The organism is Halobellus ruber (genome assembly GCF_014212355.1).
Taxonomy (GTDB): Archaea; Halobacteriota; Halobacteria; order Halobacteriales; family Haloferacaceae; genus Haloquadratum; species Haloquadratum rubrum.
Genome location: NZ_JACKXD010000005.1, coordinates 199,664 through 221,949 on the forward strand (window position 1 = coordinate 199,664; position 22,286 = coordinate 221,949).

Here is a 22,286-nt window from a genome sequence, read left to right on the forward strand (position 1 = left end):
GAATGAGCAACGAAACTGACACCGAACGGACGTGTGGCGCGACGGACAGCACCGACACAGAACCGACGTGCGGCGCGACGGACAGCGCGACAGAGGACGGGGACGCGAAACCCGACGGCGGGGTCGCGGCGGCCGAGACCTCGTCGTCGTCGACCTCGAAGTGCGGGGGGTCGTCGTCGAGTTCATCGTCTTCCTCGAAGTGCGGCGGCGCCTCCTCAACCACCGACGAGAAGGTCGCCGCGGCGGCGTCGGACTTCGACGCCGACCCCGGCCGCCTGGTCGCGGTCGGCCTCGGCCCCGGACAACCCGGCGGGATGACCACGCGGGCGAAGTCCGCGCTCCGGGGGGTCGACCAGATCGTCGGCTACACCACCTACATCGACCTCCTGCCCGACGACATCGTCGAGGGTGCCGACGAGATCTACTCCACGCCGATGTGCGGGGAGGTCTCCCGGACCGAGGAGGCGATCGACCGGACGCTTTCGGGCAACGACGTCGCGATCGTCGGCAGCGGCGATCCAAACGTCTACGCCCTCGGTGGGCTGGCGCTCGAGATCCTCGAATCCAAGGGCGGCACCGCGTCGGCGGTCGACTTCGAGGTCGTCCCCGGCGTCCCGGCCGCCCAGTCGTGTGCGGCGCGGCTCGGCGCGCCGCTGGTCAACGACACGGTCTCGATCAGCCTCTCGGATCACCTCACCGAGATGGAGACCATCGAGTCGCGGCTCCACGCGGTCGCCGCCGAGGGGTTCACCATCGCGATCTACAACCCCTGGAGCCGGAAGCGCCGGTCGAACTACGAGACCTGCTGTGAGATCCTCTTGGAGCACCGCGACCCCGAGACGCCCGTCGGGATCGTCCACGCGGCCGGTCGCGACGACGAGGAGGTCGCGATCGCGGAGCTGGGCGAGCTGCCGGACCTCGGCGAGACCGACCTGGTGGACATGACCACCACGCTGCTCGTTGGCAACGGCGACACCTACGTCTGGGACGACCGGATGGTGACGCCGCGGGGCTACGAGCGGAAGTACGACTACTGAGATGCGGGTGGAAATCGACCGGGCGGCGTGCGACGGCATCTTCGCGTGTCTCGTCCACGACGACCGGTTCGCCGAGGACGAGGCGGGGCTGGCGACGGTCGACCCCGACGCGGCGGGGGTCGTCGACGTCGAGCGGACCGAAGAGCGCGTGATCGCGACCTTCGAGGGCGACGCCGACGCGGCGGCGCTGGCCGAGCGGGCGTGCCCGCCGGGCGCGATCACGGTCCGTGAGGACGTGACAGCGCAGTCGACGGACGCGGCACGGGAGGGCGACGCGTGAGCGAGGCCGCCCCGTCGGGGCTGCTCGCGAGCCACCCCGACACCGCGTACTTCTGGGGCCACGTCGCCGGCGCCGGCGACGTCGGCCGCGAACGGATCACCGTCGAGACGCCCGACGAAACCTGCGCCGACCGGCTCGCCGCCATCGCTGGTGGCGGCGAGATCGACCACGACCGGATCGAACGCCCGTACGCCCACGACACCGACCTCACGAAAGCCGAAGACGAGTACACGGTGACCGTCTCCGGCGGCGTTGCGGCGCAGGGCAGCGCCGCGTTCGGGCTGCCGACCGACGGCGACGGCGGGGGCTACCGCTTCAGCGCGCTCGCGGACCACCGCCGGGAACTCCTGCGCGGGCTGCTGGAGAGCTGCGGGACGGTCTGTTTCAAGTCCGCCGCCGGCGTCGTGGGGATCTCGTTCGTCCACGACGACCGGGCGCTCCTGGAAACGGTCGACCGGCTGCTCGCGGCCTGTCCCGTCGACGCGCCGACCGGGGAGATATCGGAGACCTCATCGGGCGGCTACTGGTTCGGGATCGACGACGACGCCGCGGGCGCGTTCGGCGAGTGGGTCTACGACGGCAGCGACGACCGGGACCTGTTCGCGCCGACGCGTCGGCGGAAGCTGGAGGGGAGCCTCGAACGGGCGGCCGAGCTGAACTCCGAACCGGAGGCTCCTGACGGATGAGCGTCGATAACGCCCCCCAGATCGATGCGCCGCTCGACGACGACGCGGTACTCGTGGTGGGCCACGGCTCCCGCCGGGAGAAGTCGAACGAACAGGTCCGCGAGGTCGCCGCGGACCTCGAATCCCAGTTGGAGATCCCGGTCGACGCCGCGTACCTCGAACTCGCCGAACCGGCGATCCCCGACGCCATCGGGACGCTCGCGCCGACCTGCCGCCGGCTCACGGTCGTTCCGCTCTCCTTGTTCGGCGCGAGCCACGTCAAAAACGACATTCCGCTCGCGGTCCAGACCGCCCGTGCCCGCCACGACGGGGTGACGATCCGGTACGGGTCGCACCTCGGCGTCCATCCCTCGCTCGTCGACCTGCTCGACGACCGGGTGCGCTCTGTCGAGGCTGATCTCGGCGTCGACCGCGCCGAGGACGACGTCGCGGTCGTGGTCTGCGCCCGCGGCTCCAGCGACCCCGACTCCAACGCCGACGTCCACAAGCTCGCGCGGCTGCTCTACGAGGGCCGCGACCTCGGCCGGGTGGAGGCCTCGTTCATCGGGGTCACAACGCCGGAACTCGACGACACGCTCCACGCGGTCGCGAAGGACCGCCCCGATGCGATCGCGGTCGTTCCGTACATGCTCGGTGACGGGGTGCTGACGGGGCGGATCGTCGACACCGCCGAGGAGTTCGACGACGAGTACCCGTACGTCGCGGCCGGCGCGGGCGACCCGCTCGGGACGGACCATCGCGTGGTCGACGTGCTCGCCGACCGATGGCGGGAGGCGCGCTCCGACAGCGTCGAGATGTCGTGTGACACCTGCAAGTACAAGGTCGAACTCTCGGGGTACGAAGAGGACAAGGGCGGCGCCCGCGCGATGCTCCGGTCGCTCGTCCACGAGGCCGAGCACGCCGACCGCGACGACGTCGACGACGACCCCCACACCCACGACGCCCCCGGAAAACACGTCGCGGTCTGCACCAACCAGACCTGCGCCGAGAGCGGCGCGACCGCGGTGATGGAGGAACTCCGGAACAGCGCCCGCGACGCCGACTGCGACGCCCGGATCACCAGAAGCTCCTGTCTGGGGCAGTGCGGCGACGGCCCGATGGTGGCCGTCTACCCGGACGGGATCTGGTACGGCGGCGTCACCACCGACGACGCCGATCGGGTCGTCTCCTCGCACCTCGAAGACGACACCATCGTGTCGGATCTCGTCCACCAGACGCTATGACTACCCACCGACATCCACCCATCGAGAACACCAATGGCCTGTGAAGAACTCGAAGCGCTCAGACTCGCACTGATGAACGTCACCGGAACCACCGACGAGAGCGTGCGCCAGCACGCCGAGTCGGAACTCGGCGACGCCCTGGAGGCGGGCGGCCCGATCGCGGCGCTCGCCGAGGCGTCGACCCTCGACGAGGCCGAGCGGCACCTCGACGCCGCCCTCCTGGAGTTGGAGGAGGAGGCGATGGCGGCCGACGCCACCGACCGCGACGGCGCGTACCTCCGCGGCCGGGTCGTCGCCGTCCGCGACGCCGCGGCCAGCCTTCGGCGGCTCCGTGCCGATACCGATTCCCTCCTCGAGGACCTCGGCGAGGCCCACCACACGCTCCACGAGACGTTCCCGGTCGAGGAGTAGGGATGCTCGCCGAGGGAATCCGCCGACCGCTCGGCGGGCTCGACCCCGCACGGAGCCGCCACAACTGGGCCCGGTCCGCCGTGGTCGTCGCCGAGGGGACCGTCCTCGTCGGCGGGCCGGACGGTCGGGTGACTGCGTTTGGCGCGGATACCGGGTTCGAAGAGCAGTGGTCGTCCGACACGGGATCGGGGTACGTCGTCTCACTGGCTGCAGCCGACGACCGAGTCGCGGTCGGGACCCGCGGGGCCGACGCCGCCGTCTCCCTGGTGTCGTCGGAGGGAGGGGCGCCGCAGTGGACGCACGCGGCGGCCGACGAGGTCGGGACAGCGGCGGCCGACTCGCTGCTCGCTCGACCGTACGTGGTCGATGTCGGCATCGCGGGCGGGGCGGCCACCGGCGACGACGTCATCGTCGCCGCGATCAGGCGCTACGAACGACCCGGCGGCGAGCGGTCGTGGTCGAGCGCCGTCCTCGGAATCGCCCCCGACGGCGCGGTGCGGTGGCGACATATCGCCGACGCCTCGCCGGTCGCGGTCGACGTCGACGCCGGGCGGGTCGCGGTCGCGTACAACAGGCGACCACGGGCCGGCGACGGGCTCGTCGTCCTCGACGCCGCAACCGGCAAGCAGGTCCTGTCGTGGGATCCCGACGCCCCCGGCGATCGACGAGTCGGCGACGTGGCGTTCGCCGACGGCGCGGTTGCGGTCGCGAGCCACGCCGACAAGCGCGGCTACTTGCTCGGCCCCGACGGAACCGAACAGTGGGTGGTCGACCTCGGGAGCCCCCGGTCCGTCGGGAGCGAGACCGTCTATACGTACCCAAATCACGTCTTCGCGGCCGACGGCGCCGCGGTCTTCGTGACCGGGAACACGTTCGCGGAAGCGACCCGCGAGCCCGACGCCCGCCACCCGGGCGAGCACACAGTGGCGGCGGTCGATGGGGGCGACGTTGCGTGGACGCACGATATCGGCGGCTTCGCGCGGGACGTGTCGGCGTCCGGCTCCCACGTTGCCGTGCCGTCCGCCCAGCACTTCCGGCGACGGGACGCCGACACTCACGCGGTCCACGTCTTCGACGCCTGCGGCGGACACCTCGCGGAGCGATCCGTTCCCGGTATCGCATCGAGCGCGGCGATCGGAGCGGAGACGCTCGCTGCCGTGGAGGAACCCGTCGCGTATCACGACGAGGACGTCACACGCGGGTCCCACCGGCTACGTGCGTGGTCGGTCGGAACCGGCGGCTGGTAGCCGGGGGGCGGTGGCTACCGATCCCCGACCGCGTCGGCGACCCGCTCGGCCGAGAGTTCCGAAAGCGGAATCCGCGCCGCGTCGGTCTCGCGCTCGACGATGCCGGTCACGCCCGCCCCGTCGTCGCCGGCGTCGACCAGGACGACCAGCGGATCGGCGGCCGCGAGCCGGCGGGCGGCGGCCCGGGTCGCTTCCGTGGGGCTCTTCCCCTCGCCGGCGACGTTCGCGCGGCCGTCGGTCACCACGACCACGACGCCGGCGTCGACGTCCTCGCCGGTCAGGAGCCGCCCCGCGGCGTCGAGCCCGGCGGGTAGCGGCGTCCGGTCGCCCGCGGGCAGTTCCTTCAGATGCCGGGCCGCGAGCGCGACGCTGTCGGTCGGCGGGAGCAACACCTCCGCGTCGTCGCCCGCGACGGCTACGAACGCCACCTCGTCGCGCTGCTGGTAGGCGCCCTCGAGCAGCGACAGGACGGTGCCCTTCGCCTCGCGCATCGCGGGCCGCATCGACGCGCTCGCGTCGACGACGAACACGACGAGTGCGCCCGCCGTGTCCGCCCTGACCGAAGTCCGGAGGTCCTCGTCCGTGACCCGATCCCGACCGTCCGCTGCGGCCGCCCGGACAGACGCCGCGGCATCGATGTCGCCGTCGGGCGTCGCCCGTTCCGTCCGGACGCGGGACCCCTGTCCCTCCGCCGAGGGGGCGACGCCCACGCGGGAACCCCCGTCCGCGTCTGCCGCTTCGGTTTCGACTCCGTCCACCGGCGGCGCCGCGGCGTCGCCGACCTCGGCCCGGCGCTCACCGGGGACCAGGGGGGTGGCCGTCCCGTCGGGATCGGTCCCTTCGTCGCCGCCTGACTCCCCGTCGTCCGGCGTCGCGTCCGCCGACGCGCCCGTCGGTCGGTCCGCGGCGTCGGGATCGTCGGCTCCCTCACCGGGCGCGGGGTCGTCTCCGGGGTCGGGAGCGGCTTCCCCGCCGTTATCGGGACTGTCCTCACCCTCCGGATCGGGGTCGTCCGCGGGGCGACCCCCGCCGCCGTCCCCCGAGGCTTCGTCGGACGGTGTGTCACCCCCGTCGCCGTCGTTCCCGTCCCCCCCGGCGTCGTCGTCCGTGCCACTCCCCGTGTCGCGGTCACCCTGATCATCCCCCTCGTCTTCCCCGAACTGCTCGTCGAGCACGTCGTCGACGTCCGGCGCGTCGTCGAACGGCTGCCGCTGGAGCCGGTGCGGCAGCGCGAGCGACGCCGCCTCCTCGACGTCGGACTCGATGACCTTCGACCGACCGTCGAGCGCGGCGAGCGTGCGGGCGGTCCGGGCGGTCGCGACGTCCGCCCGATGGCCGTCGACCCCCGCGTCCCGACAGAGTTCCGCGATATCGGCTTTGAACTCCGCGGGGAGGTCGACCTCGCAGACCAGCTCCCGTGCCCGCAGGAGGCGCTCGCGGAGGGCGTCGGTCTCCCCGCGGTAGCGGTCCGGAAGCGACTCCGACTCGCCGGCGTCGTCCGCCCCGAGCGCCTGCTCGATGATCGCAACGCGGTCGTCGAGGTCGTCGCTGGCCGTAACGGTCGTCTGGAGCGCAAACCGGTCCCGCAGTTGTGGCCGGAGTTCGCCCTCCTCGGGGTTCATCGTCCCGATCAGGGTGAACTCGGCGGGGTGGTCGACGCTCACGCCGTCGCGCTCGACCCGGTTGACGCCGCTCGCGGCCGCATCGAGGAGCACGTCCACTAAGTGGTCGTCCAGCAGGTTCACCTCGTCGACGTAGAGGATTCCCCGATTGGCCCGCGCAAGCAAGCCGGGATCGAACTCCGCGTCGCCGTCGAGGGCGTCCGCAACCGAAAGGGTCCCCACAACCCGCTCGCGGGTCGCGCCGAGCGGCAGGGTCACGAGCGGAACTGATCGGGTCTCTATCGGGGGGTCCGTCCGTTCCCGACACGAGTCGCACTGTCGCTCGGGGTCGTCAGGCGGACACCCGTACGGGCAGTCCGCCACCGCGCGCTGGTCGGGAAGCAACTCCGCGAGCGCCCGTACGGCGGTCGACTTCGCGGTCCCGCGCTCCCCACGGACGAGAACTCCGTCGAGCGCGTCGTCGGCTGCGACGGCCAAAAGCGCCCGTTTCAACTCCGGCTGGCCGACGATTGCGGGAAACGGCGTGTGACGACGGGCCATCGGTTGTGAAAGCTTACTTGTAGTAGGACAATAACGCTTTATCATCGATGCCGACAATCGGGCTCTACACCGCGACCGAAAACGAGTTGGGCGCGGTCCAGGCGGCGGCGGACCGAATAGGGGAGATCGACCTCGAAGTGCGCTCGGAGGCGGACCTCGACGACGGGACCGACGTCGACGCGTTCGTCGACGATCTCGAATCCGCGACCGCGGTCGTCCTCTGGCTCCACGGCGGCGAGGGGAGTATGCCGGGGTACGACCACGCCGTCGAGCGGCTCCGCGAGGCGGGCGTACCACTGATCGTGAACTCCACCGGCGACGCCTACGCCGTCGAGGACACCACCGTCTCCGAGGACGACCGCGAGCAGGTCTACGAGTACCTTGACCGCGGCGGCGTGGTGAACCTCGCGAACTGCTGTCGGTTCCTCGCGGCCACGTATGGGGAGGGGTCCGCCGTCGATACTGACTACGACGACCCCGTCGACCTCCCCACGGAGGGCGTCTACCATCCGGACCATCCCGGCGCGAGCTACGAGGAACTCCGCGAGACCCACCATCCCGACAAGCCCACGATCGGGGTGTGGTTCTACGAGTCCCACTGGACCCACGCCAACACACGGTACGTCGACGGGCTGGTCCGAGCGCTGGAGGCCCAGGGCGCGAACGTCCTCCCGGCGTTCTGCAACCCCGCGACCGACGAAGAGGGGCAGGAAAACGCCGAGTGGGTCGCCCGGGAGTGGTTCGCGGACGACGACGGTCCGGTCGTCGACGCGGTCGTGAGTTCGTTCATGTTCGCGCTGTCGATGAGCGAGCGCGGCCGCGACGCCGCCGACGAGGGGGAGGGCGCCGAGGACGTGTTCCTGACCGAACTCGGCGTGCCCGTGCTCCAGGCGATCACCACGATGCGCTCTGCGTCCCGGTACGAGGCGAGCGACACCGGCGTGATGGGGTTCGAGCTGGCGCTGTCGGTGGCGCTCCCGGAGTTCGACGGCAACGTCATCACCCACCCCATCAGCGGCAAGGAGCGGATGGACGACGCCGCGGGCATCGGGAGCGCGCCGAAACAGCACTTCCCGATCGACGACCGGATCGACCACGTCGCGCGGCTGGCGGTCAACTGGGCCGAGCTCCGCCATCTCCCCAACGAGGAGAAGGACGTGGCGGTCGTCCTCCACAACTACCCGCCGAGCGACGACGGGATCGGGACCGCGTTCGGGCTCGACAGCCCCGAGAGCGCGGTCAACCTGCTTGCGGAACTCGACGACCGCGGGTACGCCGTCGACGGCGCCCCGACCGACGGCGCGGAACTCATCGACCGACTGACCTCGCAACTGACGCTGGACTCCCGGTGGGTCGCCCCCGAGGACGTGGCGGAGTTGAGCGTGGATACCGTCTCACCGAGCCAGTACGCGGAGTGGTTCGCGGACGCGGACGACCGGTTCCGGGAGCAGGTGACCGACGAGTGGGGCGACCCCCCGGACCGTCCCTTCGCGATCCCGGGCGTCGAGTACGGCAACGTCCTGGTGACGGTCCAGCCGCCCCGCGGGTTCGGGATGGATCCCTCGAAGGTGTACCACGATTCGGACCTCCAGCCGCCGCACGACTACTACGCGTTCTACGCGTGGCTCCGGAACGCCTACGACGCCGACGCCGTCGTCCACCTCGGCACCCACGGCAGCTTGGAGTGGCTCCCCGGCAAGACGGTCGGGCTCGATGGCGCGAGCGCCCCCGACCAGCTGATCGACGACCTCCCCAACGTCTATCCGTACATCGTCAACAACCCCGGCGAGGGCGCGCAGGCCAAGCGCCGATCGTACGCCGCGATCGTCGACTACCTCACGCCCGTGATGCGCTCGGCGGGGGTCTACGACGACCTCGCGAGCCTCGAGGAACTCGTCCGCGAGTACCGGAAGGCCGGAATGGAGGACGCCCGCGCCGACGACGGCGAGCACCTCCGCGAGCGGATCGAGGAAGTCGTCGCCGAGTTGGATCTCGCGACCGACCTCGGGATCGAGTCCGCCGCGGACGCCGACTTCGAGCACCTCGTCGAGCGGATCCACGAGTACCTCACCGACGTCAAGACCACCCAGATCCGGATGGGGCTGCACACGATGGGCGAGCCCCCGGCGGACGACCGCCTCGTCGAGTACCTGGTCGCGCTCACGCGGCTCGAAAACCCCGGCGCGCCGAGTCTCAGGGAGAGCGTCGCGGGCGTGCTCGGGGTCGACTACGACCGGATGCTCGACGAACCCGGCGCCTACGACGAGGACCTCGGACTGTACCTCTCGGAGGCCGCCGACCGCGTCCACGAGACCTCACTCGAACTCGTCTCGGAACTCGCGGCCCGCGAGTTCGACGTGCCGGCCTCGGAGGCCGACGCCGGCCCCGACGACGAGGTGAACATGAACCTGCTGGTCGTCGACATCGACCCGCTGGGCGACGCGCGGGCCGATCCGGGCGCTCACGAGGACCTCCGGGACGTACTGAAATTCATCTGTGACGAAGCCGCGCCGCGGGTCGCGGGCGCGGCGGAGGAGATCCCCCGCACCGCGGAGGCGCTGAACGGCGAGCACGTCCCGCCGGGCGGCAGCGGCGCGCCGACGCGGGGCGGCGTCGACCTCCTGCCGACCGCGCGGAACTTCTACACCCTCGACCCGCGGAAGGTCCCCGCCAAGACGGCGTGGGACGTGGGCAGGCGGGTCGCCGACGGGGTCGCCGAGCGGCATTACGAGGAGAGCGCGGCGCGGAGCGCCGCGGAACAGTCGAGCGGGGAGCGAAGCGACCCGCGAGACGAGGGCGAATACCCCGAGGAGATCGGCGTCGTGGCGTGGGGCACGCCGACGGTTCGGACCCGCGGTGAGACCATCGCGCAGGTGCTCGCGCTGATGGGCGTGGAACCCGTCTGGACCGACGCCGGCCGCGTCGACGGCGTGGAGCCCATCCCGCTCGACGACCTCGACCGCCCGCGGATCGATGTCACCACCCGCGTCTCGGGGCTGTTCCGCGACGCGTTCCCGCAGGCGGCGAGCGTGATCCACGACGCCGTCGACGCCGTGGTCGACCTCGACGAACCCTACGAGATGAACTACGTCAAGAAACACGTCGAGCAGGAGGCCGAGGAGCTCGAAGCCGACGGCGTCGACGCCGACGAGGCCGAATCGCTCGCCGCCCAGCGCGTGTTCACCACGAAGCCGGGCGGCTACGGCGCGGGCACGAACAAGGCCGTCGACGAGGGTAACTGGGAGGACCGCTCCGATCTGGCAGAAGTGTACGTCCAGTGGGGCGGCTACGCCCTCGGGAAGCGTGGCAAGGTCAGCGAATCACACGACAGCTTCGAGCGGCGGCTCTCGTCGGTCGAGGCGACGGTCAAGATCGAGGACACCGACGAGCAAGACGAGTTCGACTCCTCGGATTGGTACGCGTTCCACGGCGGGTTCATCTCCGCGGTCGGGGAACTCGCCGACGCCGAACCCGCCGCCTACGTCGGCGACTCCAGCGACCCCGACAACATAGACGTCTACACCAACGAGGAGAAGGTCCGGAAGACGATGCGCGCACGGGTGCTCAACCCCGAGTGGCTCGACAGTATGGAGGAGCACGGCTACAAGGGCGCCGGCGACCTCTCGACCACCGTCGACGTGGCGCTGGGGTGGGACGCGACCACCGGGGTCGTCAGCGACACGCTCTGGTCCGAGGTCGCCGACGCCTACGCCTTCGACGACGAGAGGCAAGAGTGGCTCCGCGACGTGAACCCCTGGGCGCTTGAGAGCATCACCGGCACCCTGCTCGAAGCGATCGACCGGGACCTCTGGGACGCCGACCGCGAGACCGAAGACCGGCTCCGCGACATCAACCTCTCGGTGGAGGGCGACCTCGAAGCCGACGCCGCCGGGCGACAGGAGGCGGTCTCGGATGACTGACGCCGACGCCGAGGCCGGTGCGGATGCTGGCACTGACACCGCCGGCGACACCGACACTGGCACCGCCGGCGACGACCCCGACGAGGCGTACGCCGACCTCGGCGCGACCACGTCGGAGGCGATGGACATCGCCGAGACGAGTATGGACATCGTCAGGTCGTTCGTGCCCGAGGAGACGCTCGAAGACCGCCTCCGGCAGAAGGCCGTCCACGCCACGGGCTCGCCCGACTTCCAGCACCTGCTGCGGTTCCACAACGACCCCGTCGCCGCCGGCGCCCGCGCGGTCCTCGACGAGCGGCCGATCGTGACCGACATCACGATGGCGAAGGCGGGGATCACGGGCCGCGGCCACGACTGCGAGGTGCGGAAGGCCATCGGCGAGGGCGCCGAACTCGCGGCCGAAACCGGAATGACCCGGACCGCGGCGTCGGTGCTGGAACTCGACAAGCGGGGCGTCTACGACGGCGCGATCGCGGTCGTGGGCAACGCGCCCACCGCCGCCTTGGCGCTGTCGGACTGTATCGCGGATGGCACCCGGCCGGCGGTCGTGGTGGCGACGCCGGTCGGGTTCGTGAAGGCCACGGAGAGTCGGGAGCGAGTCAGGACGGTCGCCGCCGAGTACGGCGTCCCCGCCGTGACGCACGTCGGGACGCGCGGCGGCAGCGGGCTCGCGGCGGCGCTCACCAACGAACTGATCCACGTTGCAAGCGACGCCCGGGACGGCGAAGCGGAGATCGACGCCAATGAGTGACGAATACGATCTCGACGCCGGCCCCGATCCCGCGGCGTTCGCTGCCGCGTCGCCGGAGCCGTCGGGATCGCCGGCCGCCGACGTGTCCCCGGTGTACGCGGTCGGAATCGGCCCTGGCAACCCCGACTACCTCACCCGACGTGGGGCCGCGGCGATCCGCGATGCCGACGTCGTGGTCGGGTTCGGAACGGTGGTCGAGTTTATTTCTACGGAGACCGACGCAGACCTGCTAACTTGCGGGTACCGCGACGAGGGAGAGACCCTGGAGACGTTCGCCGAGCGGGTCGCCGCGGGCGACCGCGGGGTCGCGGTCCTGATGGGCGACCCCAACTTCTCGGGGTATCAGTTCCTCGGGAAGGTCGAACGCGCGGTCGACGCGCCCGTACGGGTGATCCCGGGGATCTCGTCGCTGCAGATCGCCGCGAGTCGGGCGCGGACGCCGATGGAGGACGCCGAGTTCGTCACGCTCCACAGGAGCGGCGACCTCGACGCCGACCTCGACCGGCTCGTCGCCGCCGCCGGCGACAGGCACTTGCTGGTGCTGCCCCGACCGTTCGACTGGATGCCGGGCGACATCGCGGCGTTGCTCGTCAACTCGGGGACCGACCCCGCTCTCGACGCCGTGGTGTACGAGCGCCTGACGCACGAGAACGAGCGCGCAACCCGGACGACCCTCGGCGACCTCCGGGAGTCCGCCGGCGGTACGGGCGAGGAATCGACTCCATACTCGGACCTCTCGGTGCTCGTCGTCCGGGCGCCGACGCCGGAACCGAGAGGCGACGGCGGTGCGGCGCCGGAATCGGGAGACAGCGACGGGAGCGACCGAATGAACGGCATCGTGCTCGGCGGCACCCAGTCGGGTGTCGGCAAGACCGTCGCCACGCTCGCCGTCGTCCGGGCGTTCCAGGACGCGGGATACGACGTCCAACCCGCCAAGGCCGGCCCAGACTTCATCGACCCCAGCCACCACGCGCAGGTCGCCGGCCGGCCCTCGCGGACGCTGGATCTGTGGCTGGAGGGCACCGAGGGGCTCCGCCGCAACTACGCCCGCGGCGACGGCGACGTCTGCGTGGTCGAGGGCGTGATGGGACTGTACGACGGCGACGCATCGAGCACCGCGATGGTGGCCGAAGCGCTGGATCTCCCGGTCGTGCTCGTTGTCGACGCCAAAGCCGGGATGGAGAGCGTCGCCGCGACCGCCCACGGCTTCCGCGAGTACGCGGCCCACGCCGGCGTCGACGTCGAGGTCGCGGGGATCATCGCCCAGCGGGCCCACGGCGGCCGCCACGCCGAGGGGATCCGCGACGCCCTCCCCGACGGGCTCGAGTACTTCGGGCGGATCCCGCCGACCCCGGATCTTGCGATCCCGGACCGACACCTCGGACTGGAGATGGGCGCGGAGTCGCCGCTCGACCCGGACGCGCTGGATGCGGCCGCCGAACACCTCCGGACCGACCGTTTGCTCGACGCCGCGAGGTCGCCGGCGGCGCCGGATCCGAAGCTACGCCCCGCTGCCGACCGCGCCGCGCCGACCGGCGACCGCCCGACCGTCGCAGTCGCCCGCGACGCGGCGTTTGCCTTCGTCTACCCTGCCACGCTCGAACGCCTCCGGGAGCGCGCCGAGGTGGTCACGTTCTCGCCGGTCGCCGGCGACGACCTCCCGGCGTGTGACGGGGTCTACCTCCCGGGCGGCTACCCCGAACTCCACGGCCCGGCGCTGGCTTCGAGTCCGGCGCTGTCGACCCTCTCGGCGCGGGCGGCTGACGGACTCCCGATTTTCGGGGAGTGCGGCGGGCTGATGGCGCTTTCGGAGTCGCTGACGACGGCCGAGGGCGACACCCACGCGATGGCGGGTGTGCTCCCCGCCGACGTCCGAATGCACGACCGCTACCAGGCGCTGGACCACGTCGAACTCCGGGCCGAACGGGACACCCTCTCCGCGGGGGCTGGCGAGACCCGTCGCGGCCACGAGTTCCACTACTCCAGCGCCGACGTCGGCGCCGACGCCCGGTTCGCGTTCGAGGTCCGCCGCGGATCGGGGATCACGGACGAGCGCGACGGCCTCACCGAGTACCGAACGCTCGGCACCTACTGCCACCTCCACCCCGAGAGCGGCGCGTTCGATTCCTTCCTCGACCGGATCGGGGCCGCCGCGGAGTAGTCGACGGTCGCAGCCGGGTCACGCGGCGACCCGTCCGCCGGTCGCCGCCCCCGCAAGGAGGAGCGCGAGCGCGACGGCGCCGACGCCGACTACGACGACTGCGGATCCGACCCCGAGCGCCAGCGACGCCGCAGCGACCACGGCGGCGACCCCGCCGACGGAGACCGCCACCGCCCGCCCGCGGCCGAGGAGGACCACGACCCCGGCGACAGCGAGTGCGACGCCGACGACGACCACGACGGCCGCCGGGGCGGGGAGGGAGCCGAGCGCGGCCGCGTCGACGCCTCGGAGGCCGCCCGGCACCGCGACGCGCACCGTGTTGCCGGCGAGCGCGGCGCCCGCGGCGGCGACACCCAGCCCCGTGAGTCGGGCCAGGAGGTCGGTGTATCGCATACGCCGACCGACGGCGCGGAGCGGAAAATGCGTTCGGGTTCCGGCGCGTTACCGGCTGAACAGCGACGCGTGGACCGGCGCGAAGTCGCCGCCGGAATCGGTCGCCTCGTCGGTGTCGTGGACCGAGCGGCCGTCGACGCCGTCGTCGAGGAAGTCCCGGAGCGGCGGGCCGACCTTCTCGGGTTCCACCAGGAAGGCGTCGTGGCCGTGATCCGACTCGACGACGTGGTGGGCGACGGGAATCCCCGTCTCCCGGAACGCCCGGGCGACGGTCTCGGACTGTTCGGTGGTGAAGTGCCAGTCGCCGGTGAAGGAGATCGCGAGCGCCTCGCCCTCGAAGGCCGCCACCGCGGCGGCGTCGTCCTCGTACCCCTCCGCGAGGTCGTAATCGTCCATCGCGCGGGTGAGATAGAGATACGAGTTGGCGTCGAACCGGTCGACGAACTTCTCGGCCTGGTAATCGAGGTACGACTCCACGTCGCGGTACGGGAAGAAGGCGGCGGCGGGATCCGAGGGAAAGGAGTCCCGCTGGGCGTCGCGGCCGGCGGCGCGCCGCCCGAACTTCCCCTCCATCGACGCCTTCGAGAGGTACATAACGTGGCCGATCTGGCGGGCTAACGCCAGGCCGTCGGTCGGCTCGGCGTCCGTGTCGTAGTAGTCGCCGCCGTTCCAGTCGGGGTCGGACGTGATCGCCCGGCGGGCGACGGCGTCCAGGGCCAGACACTGCGCGTCGAGGCGTGCGGCGCCCGCGACCGACACCACGTACCGGGCGTCGTCGGGGTAGCGTTTCGCCCAATCGAGGGCGTTCATCGCGCCCACGCTGCCGCCGACGACCGCGTGGAGCCGGCCGACGCCGAGTTCGTCGAGCAGGAGCCGCTGGGAGCGCGTCCAGTCGCCGACGGTCACCGGCGGGAAGTCGGTGCCGTACATATCGCCCTCGGGGTCGGTCGACGGCGGGCCGGTGGTGCCGTAACAGGACCCGGGAACGTTCGCGCAGACGACGTAGTAGTCGTTGGTGTCGATGGCCTTCCCCGGGCCGACGATGTCGTTCCACCACGCCCGCGCCTGGCCGGCCGTCTCCGAGCCGTAGCCCGCGACGTTCTGGCTGCCGGTGAGGGCGTGACAGACCAGAACAGCATTATCGCCGTCGAACTCGCCGTAGGACTCGTAGGCGACTTCCAAACTCCCGATCTCGTCGCCGGCGGCGAAGTCGAACCGGCCGAGGTCGACGGTCCCGCTGTCGGTCTTCATCCGCGCTCCCCTCCCCCCACCGCCCGGGTCGCCTCCTCGATCGCCCGATCCAGGTCGGTGACGATGTCGTCGCCGTCCTCGATCCCGACCGACAGCCGGAGCATCTCGGGTGAGATCCCCGCGGCGCGCTGTTCCTCCGCACTCAACTGGGCGTGGGTCGTCGACGCCGGGTGGATGATGAGGGTCTTCGCGTCCCCGATGTTCGCGAGGAAGGAGGCGAGGTCGGTCGCCTCGCACGTCCGCTTTGCCGCCTCGTACCCCCCGGCCAGCCCGAAGGTGACCATCCCGCCGTAGCCGCCGACGTCGGCGCCGGCCGCGGCCGTCGATTCGTTTCTACCGCCGTCGTCGGCCCCGAGGTACCGGGTGGCGTTGTCGTGGGTCGGATGGTCCTCGAAGCCGGGGTACGACACCCACGCCACGCCGTCGTGGTCCCGGAGGAACTCGGCGACCTCCCGGGCGTTCCCGCAGTGCCGCTTCATCCGGAGCGGCAGGGTCTCCAGCCCCTGGATGGTCTGCCAGGCGTCGAACGGCGACTGTTGGTTGCCGAGCGTGCGCAGCGCGCGCTGGCGGGCGACGTTGGCGAAGGCGGCGTCGCCGTACCGCTCGACGAAGTCCACGTCGAAGGCGGGGTTCTCTCCCGACAACTCGTCGTAGTCGGCGTGCTGCCAGGGGAACGTGCCGCCGTCGACGAGGATGCCGCCGACGGTAGTCCCCGACCCGTGGATCCACTTCGTGGTCGACTCCCAGACGACGTCGGCGCCGTGTTCGATCGGCCGGCACAGATATGGCGTCGCGAACGTGTTGTCGACCACGAGCGGCGCCCGGCCCTCGTGGGCGATCGCCGCGAGGCGCTCGAAGTCGGGGGTCTTCAGCGAGGGGTTCGCGACCGTCTCCACGTGGACGTAGGCGGTGTCCTCGTCGATCTTCTCCTCGTAGGCGTCGTAATCGAGGGTGTCGACCACGCGGACGTCGACGCCGCGGCGGGTGGCCATCTTCGTGAGGTAGGTCGCGGTCCCGCCGTACATATCCGCGGAGGCGACGACGTTGTCGCCTGCGGAGGCCAGCACGCTCGTGGCGGCGTCCAGCGCCGCCATCCCCGAAGCGGTGGCGACCGCGGCGGTTCCCCCTTCGAGGGCGGCCAGCCGGCCCTCCAGGATCCGCGTCGTGGGGTTGGAGATCCGGGAGTAGACGTCGCCGTCGGCCTCCAGCGCGTAGAGGTCGGCCGCGCGGTCGGCGTCCTCGAAGACGTAGGAGGTGGTCTGGTAGATCGGCGGCGCACGCGCCCCCGTCGCTTCGTCCGGCGTCTGCCCGGCGTGCAGACTCCGGGTGTGGAACCCATCGGCCATACTATGTGTATTATGCATATTCGCTGGGAAACTTATAACCGGCGGTTACGGCTCGGGCAACGGCGGCGACGGGACGCGTGGCCGGGAGAGGGGTCGTACGGCTTACGGTCTCAACGACCCGGCGGCACCGACGATCCCAGGAGGGCGATACGAACCCCGTAACCCCTACTCGGACCTCGACGGTTGCCAGCTCCGTTCCGCGGTGTAGGAATCGAACCGGTTCGGGAACAGCCGTCGGGCGAGGACCAGCAGCCGGAGGGTCTCCGGCTTGTACACCCGGTTCTTCTCGCCCCGGATCCCTTCGAGCACGCCGTCGGCGACCGTCGCCGGATCGAGCCGGTCGAGGCTCTTCGCCGTCCCCGGCAACCGTTCCTCGACCCCGTCGTTGCGCTCGAAGTACTCGCTGTCGACGACCCCGGGGATGACGCTCGTGACGCCGATGCCGGTCGAGTGGAGGTCGACCCGGAGCGACTCACTCAGGCCGCGGAGCGCGTAGCGCGCGGTCTGATACGCGGTCGCGCCCGGAATCGGGCCGTGCGCCGCCGGCGATTCGATCGTGACGACGTAGCCGCGGTTCCGTTCCAACATCGACGGCAGGAACTGCCTTGCAAGGTTGTACGCGCCGAAGACGGTCACCGCCATAATCCGCTCGAACTGGCCGGACTCGGCCTCCCACAGCGCGACCCAGTCGCCGATGCCGGCGCTGTTGACCAGGATGTCCGGATCGCCGACCGCCGACCTGATCTCTGCCGCGGTGGATTCGACCGCCTCCCGGTCGGCGAGATCCACCGGAAACACGCTCGCCGTCCCGCCCTCTGCCCGGATGGCCTCGGCGACGGCTTCGAGGTCGGAGTCGGTCCGCGCAAGCAGGACCACGTGGCTCCCCTCGGCGGCCAGCCGCCGTGCGGTCGCCTTCCCGATCCCGCTCGTTGCGCCGGTGACCACTGCGATCCGCTCGGCTACGTCCATCGTCCACGGCCCGTCAGTGTGGCCTCGGTCCGGCTTCCGTGTCCCCCCCGCTTCGGCGTGCTCTCCCCGCTGTCAGCTCTCTTAGACATCTCACTGACACGTGAGACGGCGGTAGCATAACTGTTTGGAGGGGCACGGGGTCAGAACCGCCTGCGGGCGCGGCCGCCGCTCCGTCGAGTGCCGCCCGCCCCGGCCGCTGCGGTGGCGATCGGATGGCCCGCTCCGGCGTCAGGTCCCGGGCTGTTCGACGTGTGCCCGCCAGAACGCCGGCTGTAGATACGTCGCGTACGCGCCCTGGTAGCCAGCGGCTCGGGCCAGCGGCGTGAGCGCGTCCGCTGCCACGCCCGCGATCCCCTCACCGCGAACGAACGTCGTGTTTCCGTCGAGCGCGTCGGCGACGAGCGCCTGCTGGAGCGGGTCGTCCGCATCCCGGGTTTGGTCGTGCGCCAGTCCGCCGAGCGTCGGGAGGACCTGGCGGAGCCGCCCCGGCGAGCGGATCTCCGTGATTACGAGCGCCCGCTCGTCGGTCCCGTTCCGAAACGAGTGGACGACGCCGGTGTCGACGGTCACCGACTCGCCGGCCGAGACCGTCCGCTCCGTGCCGTCGAGCGTCACCGTCAGCGACCCCGATTCGACCGCGAACAGTTCGACGCTCCGTTCGTGGTAGTGAGCCGGCGGGCCGTCGTACCCCGCACCGAAGACGCTGAGCGTCCGGATCGGCCCATCCTCACCCGACAGCGGGATCCCCCAGACCGACCGGGTCGGGTGGGAGGTGATCGGGCCGGCCCGTTCGCCCAGTCGGTCTTCGAGCCAACTCCCCGCTTCGACCTCGAACCCCGTCCCGGGGATCGGGTCGCCGCTGCTGTCGAGCGTGCGACCGGTGACGTAGGTGGACACACCTCCGGTTCGGTTCCGAGCACAAAAACCTCGTCTCCCCGGAGCAGTCCCGAGCGGTTGTCGAGCCTCAGTCGTCGGCGGGCGCGGTTTCGGCAAGGTTGAGTTCGCCGCGTGCGGCCGCCAGCCCGGCATCGACGTCGACGTCGACGCCCGCGTCGGCCATCGCCTCGCCGACGACCCGGACGCCCCGGAGGATCGCCGAATCGGGGAGCCCCCCCATATTGCTCACCCGGAAGATGGTGCCGCCGAGGTGCCCCTGACCGCCGGAGATGCTCACGTTCCGGGCGTCGACGCCGTCGAAGAAGGCGTCGGCGTCGTCACCCCGGACCGGGTCCGGGAGCGACACCGCCGTCACGGTGTTCGAGAGCACGGTGGCGTCCTCGGCGTTCGCGAACAGGTCGAGCCCCATCCCGGTGAAGCCCGCGCGGAACGCCGCGGCCTGTCGGCGGTGGCGGGCGATCCGTGTGGGCATCGTCTCCGCGACGATGTCCTCGACGGCGACCGCCATCGCGCGGAACAGCGGCACGGCGCTGGTGAAGGGCGTCTGGTGGGACTCGGCCTTCCGGAGGTGCCACTCCAGGTCCTCGTAGAACGGCGCCGACTCACCGTCGAGATCGTCGACGACCTCGCCGGTCACGTACATCGCGCTGATCCCCGGCGGCGCCGCCAGCGCCTTCTGTGCGTCGGTGATCGCGATGTCGACGTTCCAGGGATCGACGCAGAACACGTCGCCGCCGATCGAGGTCACGCCGTCGACCACGAACCGGGCGTCGTACCGGTCGGCGATCCGACCGACGCCGGCGACGGGGTTCAGGAGTCCGGTGCTGGTCTCGTTGTGGACCATCGTCACCAGGTCGGTGTCGTCGGTGAGGGCGGCGTCGACGTCGGAGAGGGGAATCGAGTCGCCCCACGGGACCTCCACGCGGGTCACGTCGGCGTACCGCTCGGCGATCCGGGCGAACCGCCGGCCGAACTTCCCGTTGACCAGGGCGACCACGTGCTCCCCAGACCCGACGAGGTTCGCGACCGCGGCCTCCATCCCCATCGACGCGGTCCCGTTGAGGAGCAGCGAGGTCCCCCCCGCGTCGGTCGCGGTCGCGGTCCCGTCGAGCGTGGACTCCTCGAAGACGTACTCGAGGCCGTCCTGTGCGCGCTCGTAGACCGCCTCGAACGCCGCCGACCGGTGGGACACCATCGGCTCGTCCATCGCGGCCGACACCTCGTCGGTGACCGGAACCGGGCCCGGATTGAGGAGGAGAAAGTCCTCGTCCATACTCCGGGATTGCGGTGCTGGGGCATAAGCGGCACGGGTTCGGGATAAAATACGGTTCACATGTCCGGGTTGCGATCGGACCGGACGCGGGCCACGACCGCCCGACGAAGCACCTAACTCCGCGCCGTTCGAGGCCTCTCGTAGATGAGCGACGAGCCGTCGCCCCCGCGCACGGAGAGTGGGACCGACCCGAAACACGCCGACCCCGACAACCCGTACCTCCGGGACCCCGACCTCGATTTCGACCCCGTGGAATCGCTGTCCCGCGAGGCCGCCGAGTCCGAGGCCGAAGACCTCAGGGCCGCGATCCGCGAACACGACCGGCGGTACTACGTCCACGCGGACCCGCTGGTCTCGGATCGCGCCTACGACGAGTTGTTCGCGCGGCTCCAGGCCTTAGAGGACGAGTTCGACCTCTCGACCGACGGAAGCCCCACCCAGCGCGTCGGCGGCGAGCCGCTCGACGAGCTCGACACGGTCGAACACGTCGCGCCGATGCTGTCGATCCAGCAGTCCACCGACGCCGACGATCTCCGGGAGTTCGACCGCCGGGTGCGGGAGGCGGTCGCCGACGCCGACTACGTCTGTGAGCCGAAGTTCGACGGGCTCTCCGTCGAGATCGTCTACGAGGACGGGGCGTACGTCCGGGCGGCCACCCGCGGGGACGGCGAGTACGGCGACGACGTGACCGCGCAGGTTCGAACCATCCGCTCTGTCCCGCTCTCGCTCGCCGGCGACCCGCCGGACCGGCTGGCGGTCCGTGGGGAGGTGTTCTTCCCCCGGGACGCCTTCCAGGAGCACAACCGCGAGCGGGTAAAGCGAGGGGAGGAGCCGTTCGCGAACCCCCGGAACGCCGCCGCGGGGACGCTCCGGCAGCTCGACCCCTCGGTCGTCGCCGACCGCCCGCTCGATTGCTTCGTCTACGATATCCTGGACGCCAGCGCGATGCCGCCCTCACAGCGCGTCGCACTCGATCGGCTCCGCGAGTGGGGGTTCCACGTCGCCGACCGGATCGACGTCGTCGACTCCGTCGAGGCGGCGATCGACTACCGCGACGCCCTGCTCGCCGATCGCGAGGAGCTGAACTACGAGATCGACGGGACCGTGATCAAGGTCGACGACCGCGACGCCCGCGAGCGGCTGGGAGCGACCGCCCGGGCGGTCCGGTGGGCGTTCGCCTACAAGTTCCCGCCGCGGGCCTCCGTCACCCGCGTCACCGACATCGTCGTCCAGGTCGGCCGAACCGGACGGCTCACCCCGGTCGCACTGCTGGATCCCGTCGACGTCGGCGGGGTGACGGTCTCGCGGGCGTCGCTCCACAACCCCGAGGAGATCGAGCGGCTGGGCGTCGGTGTCGGCGACGAGGTCCGGGTCCGACGTGCGGGCGACGTGATCCCGGAGGTCGCGGAGGTCACCGAGCACCGCGCCGACGGCACCTTCGACTTCCCGGAGACCTGCCCGGTCTGCGACAGCCCCGTCGAGCGCGACGGGCCGCTGGCGTTCTGTTCGGGCGGGCTCACGTGCGACGCCCAGTTGGTCCGCGCCGTGGTCCACTACGGCAGCCGCGACGCCCTCGACATCGACGGGCTCGGCGAGGAGCGGGTACAGCAACTCGTCGACGTCGGCGTCGTCTCCTCGCTACCGGACCTCTACCGGCTCGACGTCGACGACCTCGTCGACCTCGACGGGTGGGGCGAGACGAGCGCCGAGAACCTGATCGACGCGGTCGACGCCGCGCGGTCGCCGCCGCTCCCGGACTTCCTCGTCGCGCTCGGGATCCCGGAGGTCGGCGGGAGCACCGCCCGGAACCTCGCCCGCGAGTTCGGCGACCTCGACAGCGTGCTGTCGGCGACCGAGGCGGAACTCCAGGCGGTCGACGACGTCGGCCCCACCGTGGCCGAACGGATCCGGAAGTTCCTCGACAACGACCGGAACCGCTCGGTGATCGCGGGGCTCCGCGAGGCCGGCGTCGAGCCCGAGCCGGTCGAGACCGACGCGGGCGACGCCCTCGACGGGCTGACGTTCGTCTTCACGGGGTCGCTGTCGGTGACGCGGGACGCCGCGGCCGACCTGATCGAGCGCCACGGCGGCACGGTTACGGGCAGCGTCTCCGGCAACACCGACTACCTGGTGGTCGGCGGCAACCCCGGTCGAACGAAGCGCGACGACGCCGCCGACAACGACGTCCCGACCCTCGACGAGGACGCCCTCGCCGACCTGCTCGCCGACCGCGGGATCGACTACCCGCCCGAGGAATCAGCGTGAGACGTCGAACGGGT

17 protein-coding genes and 1 pseudogene are annotated in these 22,286 nt (G+C 71.3%); 11 read left to right on the forward strand and 7 right to left on the reverse strand.

Going from position 1 to position 22,286, the window contains the following annotated elements:
- The first annotated feature begins 2 nt into the window (after positions 1–2).
- The 6 genes from cobJ to H5V44_RS14190 are packed head-to-tail and all read left to right on the forward strand — an operon-like array spanning position 3 to position 4,884.
- Positions 3–1,037, forward strand: a complete 1,035-nt coding sequence (cobJ, locus tag H5V44_RS14165) for a precorrin-3B C(17)-methyltransferase (protein ID WP_185193786.1) — start codon at positions 3–5, stop codon at positions 1,035–1,037.
- 1 nt (position 1,038) lies between these two features.
- A complete protein-coding gene (locus H5V44_RS14170; RefSeq protein ID WP_185193787.1) occupies positions 1,039–1,317 on the forward strand; it encodes a ferredoxin in 279 nt (92 codons plus the stop codon).
- Positions 1,314–2,003 (forward strand): cobalamin biosynthesis protein, encoded by a 690-nt coding sequence (locus tag H5V44_RS14175; RefSeq protein ID WP_185193788.1) that lies wholly within the window; start codon positions 1,314–1,316, stop codon positions 2,001–2,003. The genes H5V44_RS14170 and H5V44_RS14175 overlap by 4 nt, the downstream gene beginning before the upstream one ends.
- Positions 2,000–3,226 carry a CbiX/SirB N-terminal domain-containing protein gene (locus tag H5V44_RS14180; RefSeq protein ID WP_185193789.1) on the forward strand — a complete coding sequence of 409 codons (1,227 nt, stop codon included), beginning with the start codon at positions 2,000–2,002 and terminating at the stop codon, positions 3,224–3,226. The genes H5V44_RS14175 and H5V44_RS14180 overlap by 4 nt, the downstream gene beginning before the upstream one ends.
- Before the next feature lie 33 nt (positions 3,227–3,259).
- Entirely contained in the window at positions 3,260–3,637 is a 378-nt protein-coding gene (locus H5V44_RS14185; protein ID WP_185193790.1) for a DUF3209 family protein, read from the forward strand.
- 2 nt (positions 3,638–3,639) lie between these two features.
- Entirely contained in the window at positions 3,640–4,884 is a 1,245-nt protein-coding gene (locus H5V44_RS14190; RefSeq protein ID WP_185193791.1) for a PQQ-binding-like beta-propeller repeat protein, read from the forward strand.
- A gap of 14 nt (positions 4,885–4,898) precedes the next feature.
- Here H5V44_RS14190 and H5V44_RS14195 read toward each other — a convergent pair whose 3' ends face one another.
- Positions 4,899–7,046, reverse strand: a complete 2,148-nt coding sequence (locus tag H5V44_RS14195; RefSeq protein WP_185193792.1) for a VWA domain-containing protein — start codon at positions 7,044–7,046, stop codon at positions 4,899–4,901.
- Positions 7,047–7,093: 47 nt separating this feature from the next.
- Between H5V44_RS14195 and cobN the strand changes: the two genes are divergently transcribed.
- The 4 genes and pseudogenes from cobN (at position 7,094) to H5V44_RS17305 (ending at position 13,878) form a co-directional block, all read left to right on the forward strand.
- On the forward strand, positions 7,094–10,966 hold the full coding sequence (gene cobN, locus H5V44_RS14200; RefSeq protein WP_185193793.1) for a cobaltochelatase subunit CobN: 3,873 nt from the start codon (positions 7,094–7,096) through the stop codon (positions 10,964–10,966).
- A gap of 121 nt (positions 10,967–11,087) precedes the next feature.
- On the forward strand, positions 11,088–11,717 hold the full coding sequence (locus H5V44_RS14205) for a precorrin-8X methylmutase (RefSeq protein WP_246404008.1): 630 nt from the start codon (positions 11,088–11,090) through the stop codon (positions 11,715–11,717).
- Positions 11,710–12,420, forward strand: a pseudogene (locus tag H5V44_RS17300) (cobalt-precorrin-7 (C(5))-methyltransferase); the annotation flags it as partial. The gene H5V44_RS14205 and the pseudogene H5V44_RS17300, both read left to right, overlap by 8 nt.
- A 123-nt stretch (positions 12,421–12,543) precedes the next feature.
- Positions 12,544–13,878: a cobyrinic acid a,c-diamide synthase gene (locus tag H5V44_RS17305; protein ID WP_221625754.1), complete on the forward strand. Its 1,335-nt coding sequence runs from the start codon at positions 12,544–12,546 to the stop codon at positions 13,876–13,878.
- 18 nt (positions 13,879–13,896) lie between these two features.
- On the opposite strand, the gene H5V44_RS14215 is transcribed toward H5V44_RS17305, so the two are convergent.
- From H5V44_RS14215 to H5V44_RS14240, 6 genes are all read right to left on the reverse strand, one after another.
- Positions 13,897–14,271 (reverse strand): hypothetical protein, encoded by a 375-nt coding sequence (locus tag H5V44_RS14215; protein ID WP_185193796.1) that lies wholly within the window; start codon positions 14,269–14,271, stop codon positions 13,897–13,899.
- Between the two features lie 48 nt (positions 14,272–14,319).
- On the reverse strand, positions 14,320–15,522 hold the full coding sequence (gene metX / locus H5V44_RS14220) for a homoserine O-acetyltransferase MetX (RefSeq protein ID WP_185193797.1): 1,203 nt from the start codon (positions 15,520–15,522) through the stop codon (positions 14,320–14,322).
- Positions 15,519–16,868, reverse strand: coding sequence for an O-acetylhomoserine aminocarboxypropyltransferase/cysteine synthase family protein (locus tag H5V44_RS14225; RefSeq protein WP_185193798.1), 1,350 nt, complete (start codon positions 16,866–16,868; stop codon positions 15,519–15,521). The genes metX and H5V44_RS14225 overlap by 4 nt, the downstream gene beginning before the upstream one ends.
- Before the next feature lie 165 nt (positions 16,869–17,033).
- A complete protein-coding gene (locus H5V44_RS14230) occupies positions 17,034–17,837 on the reverse strand; it encodes an SDR family NAD(P)-dependent oxidoreductase (protein WP_185193799.1) in 804 nt (267 codons plus the stop codon).
- A gap of 228 nt (positions 17,838–18,065) precedes the next feature.
- Complete coding sequence (locus H5V44_RS14235) at positions 18,066–18,734, reverse strand: cupin domain-containing protein (RefSeq protein WP_185193800.1); 669 nt, start codon at positions 18,732–18,734, stop codon at positions 18,066–18,068.
- 67 nt (positions 18,735–18,801) lie between these two features.
- A complete protein-coding gene (locus H5V44_RS14240; protein WP_185193801.1) occupies positions 18,802–20,007 on the reverse strand; it encodes a pyridoxal-phosphate-dependent aminotransferase family protein in 1,206 nt (401 codons plus the stop codon).
- 144 nt (positions 20,008–20,151) lie between these two features.
- Here H5V44_RS14240 and ligA point away from each other — a divergent pair, with 144 nt between their 5' ends.
- Positions 20,152–22,272, forward strand: coding sequence for an NAD-dependent DNA ligase LigA (gene ligA / locus H5V44_RS14245; protein ID WP_185193802.1), 2,121 nt, complete (start codon positions 20,152–20,154; stop codon positions 22,270–22,272).
- Positions 22,273–22,286: the final 14 nt, after the last annotated feature.